General features: G+C 58.3%; 7 protein-coding genes. 3 read left to right on the top strand and 4 right to left on the bottom strand.

Annotated features, from left to right (window positions below):
* From ACTG4M_RS17135 to rbfA, 3 genes are all read right to left on the bottom strand, one after another.
* Positions 1 to 810: TldD/PmbA family protein (locus tag ACTG4M_RS17135; RefSeq protein ID WP_439124883.1), on the bottom strand; the 810-nt coding region annotated here is incomplete at its 3' end.
* Between the two features lie 66 nt (positions 811 to 876).
* Complete coding sequence (locus tag ACTG4M_RS17140) at positions 877 to 1,629, bottom strand: phosphodiester glycosidase family protein (RefSeq protein ID WP_439124889.1); 753 nt, start codon at positions 1,627 to 1,629, stop codon at positions 877 to 879.
* Entirely contained in the window at positions 1,616 to 2,011 is a 396-nt protein-coding gene (gene rbfA / locus ACTG4M_RS17145) for a 30S ribosome-binding factor RbfA (RefSeq protein ID WP_439124884.1), read from the bottom strand. Before rbfA ends, ACTG4M_RS17140 begins: the two co-directional genes overlap by 14 nt.
* An 85-nt stretch (positions 2,012 to 2,096) precedes the next feature.
* On the opposite strand from rbfA, the gene dapB reads away from it, so the two are divergent.
* Both dapB and ACTG4M_RS17155 read left to right on the top strand, forming a co-directional pair.
* Positions 2,097 to 2,915, top strand: coding sequence for a 4-hydroxy-tetrahydrodipicolinate reductase (dapB, locus tag ACTG4M_RS17150; RefSeq protein ID WP_439124885.1), 819 nt, complete (start codon positions 2,097 to 2,099; stop codon positions 2,913 to 2,915).
* A gap of 85 nt (positions 2,916 to 3,000) precedes the next feature.
* Positions 3,001 to 3,363 (top strand): dihydrodipicolinate reductase, encoded by a 363-nt coding sequence (locus ACTG4M_RS17155; protein ID WP_439124886.1) that lies wholly within the window; start codon positions 3,001 to 3,003, stop codon positions 3,361 to 3,363.
* Between the two features lie 3 nt (positions 3,364 to 3,366).
* Here ACTG4M_RS17155 and ACTG4M_RS17160 read toward each other — a convergent pair whose 3' ends face one another.
* Positions 3,367 to 3,561, bottom strand: a complete 195-nt coding sequence (locus ACTG4M_RS17160) for a DUF1674 domain-containing protein (RefSeq protein ID WP_439124887.1) — start codon at positions 3,559 to 3,561, stop codon at positions 3,367 to 3,369.
* A 79-nt stretch (positions 3,562 to 3,640) separates the two neighbouring features.
* On the opposite strand from ACTG4M_RS17160, the gene ACTG4M_RS17165 reads away from it, so the two are divergent.
* Positions 3,641 to 3,951 (top strand): transcription antitermination factor NusB (locus tag ACTG4M_RS17165; RefSeq protein WP_439124888.1); only part of this gene is annotated, 311 nt, incomplete at its 3' end.

Consider the following 3,951-nt stretch of genomic DNA (forward strand, 5'->3'; position numbering starts at 1 on the left):
AAGCAAGTCCAAGGCCCAAGAGGATCGACGCGCAATCGATGCGCCGTTGATGGCCATCAAAAGATGCCCAACCAACGAGGATGAAATTCGTTCATCGAACAGAACCGGATAGGCCCCGGTTTTGGGTTTGCGGGGATTGATGCGCTCTAGCGTGCGCTCAGCCGCCACGCGGCCAATATCTTGTGCCGAGCGCAGATCACTTTGGAAAATCCGTTGATCCCCGTCATAATCCCGCTCCATCCCTGTGCCGGTCCCCGCGATGGCGACACATGATACTGATCGCGACGTGCGTAGATATCCCCCGGAAAACCCGTTGCTTGCCGCCAGATGAATGGCTTGTGATCCATAGCCTGCAGACGCTGCCGACACTTGTGTGATGCCGTCAGCCGCCAACGCTGTGCTTTCGGCATCGCGAGCATCCTGCTCCAATGCCGTAGGTGAAGGCTCTGGTGCGGGGTCATACATTTCTAGCCAGTCCGAAGCGCGGTTCTGTGCCAATTGATCGGGATCGGCCAGTCCCACGTAAGGGTCTTCGGGTGCCTCGCGCGCCATCGCAACGGCGCGTTCAGCCATGATTTCAAGGCTATCCGCTCGAACGTCCGACGACGACACGTTTGCAACCTGTTTGCCCACAAAGACCCGCAGGCCGATATCTGTGGCTTCGGACCGTTCGGCCTGCTCAAGAACGCCGTTGCGCACGTCGATGGATATGGAGCTACCCTGCACAGCCAACACATCGGCGGCATCGGCCCCAGCGGCCTTGGCGCGGTCCAGAAGGCTTTGGGTCAGGTCTTCAAGCGTGTCTGTCATGGGGCCTCCGGTGCCAAGGGTCGTGCCGCAGAGAGGTAGAGCGGGAGGCGCACCACCGCAACCCTGCTAGCGATCTGCCGGTACAACCACACCGACAATCGGACCCAACCAACGTCCGAAATCAGAGCGTTTCAGCTGTGGCGCATGCAGACGCGACACGCTGCCATCAAAAAACAATGCTTGTGGCAGGCCCAGATCATCGCGGAAAATGCGCCCGAATTCATGAAATGTGACGGGTTGGTCCGAGATCACAAAAACCGCCTGTGTTCCGTCGTTCGACGTGCCGACGCCGTTGCGAATATAGCGGGACGTACTGTCCGGCAGAAACCTTTGATGCAGTGAGCCGTCGATCACCAGCATTGGGCCAGACTGCGTAGCATAGCGGCAATCTGGGCGTGCAGCGTCATACGTCAGGGTTTCGATCACATCGGCCCGGTCGTCGCGGATGCAAAACACCCCGTTAGGCAAAAGCCCGAAATTGCCCGGTCCGGCATTTGGAATCACACGCATGATTTCCTGACCGTCTTCGATGTAGTGGCCGACCGGAGCACGGTCATCGTGGTACATACCGCCATTCATCGCAAAAGCCAGCGTCTCTCCTTGTGGGGCCAAGGTGCCTTCGATGGTGGAAAACTGCCCGTATTTGTCACCCGAGGGCGCATCAAGAAACAAGCGCAGGTCATCAACCCGGGGGTCGACCTCGCAGGCGGTATAGGCCAGCCCATCAAAGCTGCGTTCCGTGCAGGTCACGTCGGCATGGGCCGGAATGCTGAATACAACCAGCCCAAACGCGCCCAGTGCGATCTTAGCTCTCGATATCACGGCGCACGTCGTCTTGTTCGAACATCCGGCGAGTGTCGTCCATCCGGTCAAACGTATCATCCAGCCGAAACCGCAATTCGGGCGAGAATTTCAGCGTGAGGTTCTTGGATACCGCACGGCGTAGTTCGCTCCGATTGCGGTTAAGCAGCTCGATCACATCATCCTGACCTTTGCCCCCCAAGGGAACGACAAAGGCGGTCGCAACCCGCAGGTCGGGTGACGTGCGCACTTCGCCCACTGTGATCGAGTAACGGTTCAGGTCAGGATCATGAATATCCCCACGGGCCAGTACATCAGCCAGAGTCCTGCGGATCAATTCGCCGACGCGCAGCTGTCGCTGGCTGGGGCCTTCAGAGTGATGGGATCGGTTTTTTGCCATGTTCGCCACATAAGATGTCTGGCGACCTTTGCCAAGCAGGAGGTCAGCCGCTATTGAGTTGAAAATCCACCAACGGAGTTTGAGCATGAGCGAAGAGATCGGGGTTGTCGTCACCGGAGTATCCGGACGTATGGGGCAAATGCTTGTGACCGAAATCGCCAAAAATGCGCGTATGCACCTCGCCGGTGCAGTTGAACGCGAGGGTCATGCGTGGGTCGGGCAAGATGTCGGCGTCGCTATGGGGGGGGCACCGATAGGAGTGATCGTCGCGGATGACCCGCTAGATTGTTTCGCGCGGGCACAAGCGGTAATCGATTTTACCACTCCTGCCGCCACGGTTGCTTTTGCCGAATTGGCAGCACAGGCCCGGGCCGTTCATGTCATCGGCACAACCGGCTTGTCTGAAGATGACCTAACTAAGATCAATGCCGCTGCGCGCCACGCTGTCGTTGTCCGGGCCGGGAACATGAGCCTTGGCGTCAACCTGTTGACTATGCTGACCCGCAAGGTCGCGGCGGCATTAGACGAAGACTATGATATCGAAGTGATCGAGTACCACCATAACAAGAAGGTCGATGCGCCCTCTGGCACCGCGCTGATGCTGGGTGAGGCCGCTGCAGAAGGGCGCGGCGTCGATCTGCGCGATGTCTCGGATAGCGGTCGAGATGGCATCACCGGTGCTCGCAAGCGTGGCGACATCGGGTTCAGCGCCATTCGCGGTGGCGATATTGTTGGCGAACATGATGTGCTTTTTGCCGCGGCTGGCGAACGCATCATGCTGCGCCATGTGGCCAGTGACCGGGCGCTTTTTGCTCGTGGCGCGCTTAAGGCGGCGCTGTGGGGACAGGACAAAGCACCAGGCGAATATGACATGCTGGACGTTTTAGGGCTGTCTGACGACTGACAAAAAGGCGGGCCAAAGGAAACCATTTGATCCAAACGTGCATTTCCTACGTAAGTTTGTGTAGAGGATGTGCTTGGAGGATTGAATGTTTAACCGTATTGCCCTGACTGTCGCTGTACTCGGCAGCTTTATGCTCCCCCAAGCCGCAGCTGCTGAATTAAAGCGAATCGAAAGCAAAACTGAGTTTGTACAGCTTGTACAGGGAAAAACCCTTGCACGCCCGTTGGTCCGACTGAATGTCAGCCCGAACGGTAGCATCACCGGTCGCGGTGCGACATGGGATGTCACCGGGTCGTGGACTTGGCAGAATGGCTTCTTTTGCCGTGACCTGAATTGGGGCGGAGATGATCTGGGTTACAATTGCCAGACGGTTCTCGCCAACGGGTCTGAAATGCGATTTGTCGCGGATCAGGGCGCGGGCGACTCGGCTGATTTCCGGTTGCGTTGACGTTTAGAAATCGATCGCCAGACCACCTTTCTCCCAGTCACCATAGCGCACGGGTTCCGGCCCGTCACGACCGCCCAACTCCTTTGGCATCGGCTGATCCGCAGCCGCCTTTTTGCGGCGTTCTTCAGCTTCGGCCAAAGCACGCTGTGCCGCGGGCGGCAGGTCGTCGGAGGCGGCGTTGTGTTTGTCAGAACTCATCGTGGTCTTCCATATCGCTTGCCTTTGATATACGCGCCTTCCGGTCCGGGACAACCCCGGCCCGTCACAGGATTGCCTTTTGCCAGCACCCGCATCCCCCCGCCTTGTGGCCCTTGATGGGCTGAGCCAGATTATCGGCGAAGGCCGTATGTTATCTGATGTGATCAGCGATCAGGTTTGGCTCGAATTGACACCGCCTGAACGCGCCACGGCACAGCGCCTGATCACCGAAACGCTTCGTTATTTGGGTCGCGCGGATCATGTTTTGACGTCGAACCTTCAGCGTCAGCCTCCACTTCGGGTGATGAACCTGCTGCGCATGGCGACGGTCGAATTGATGACGGGCGGTGCCGCGCATGGAGTGGTGAACGAAGCGGTCAAACTGGCTGG

The sequence above is a fragment of the Marivita sp. genome, from assembly GCF_965656765.1.
GTDB lineage: Bacteria > Pseudomonadota > Alphaproteobacteria > Rhodobacterales > Rhodobacteraceae > Marivita.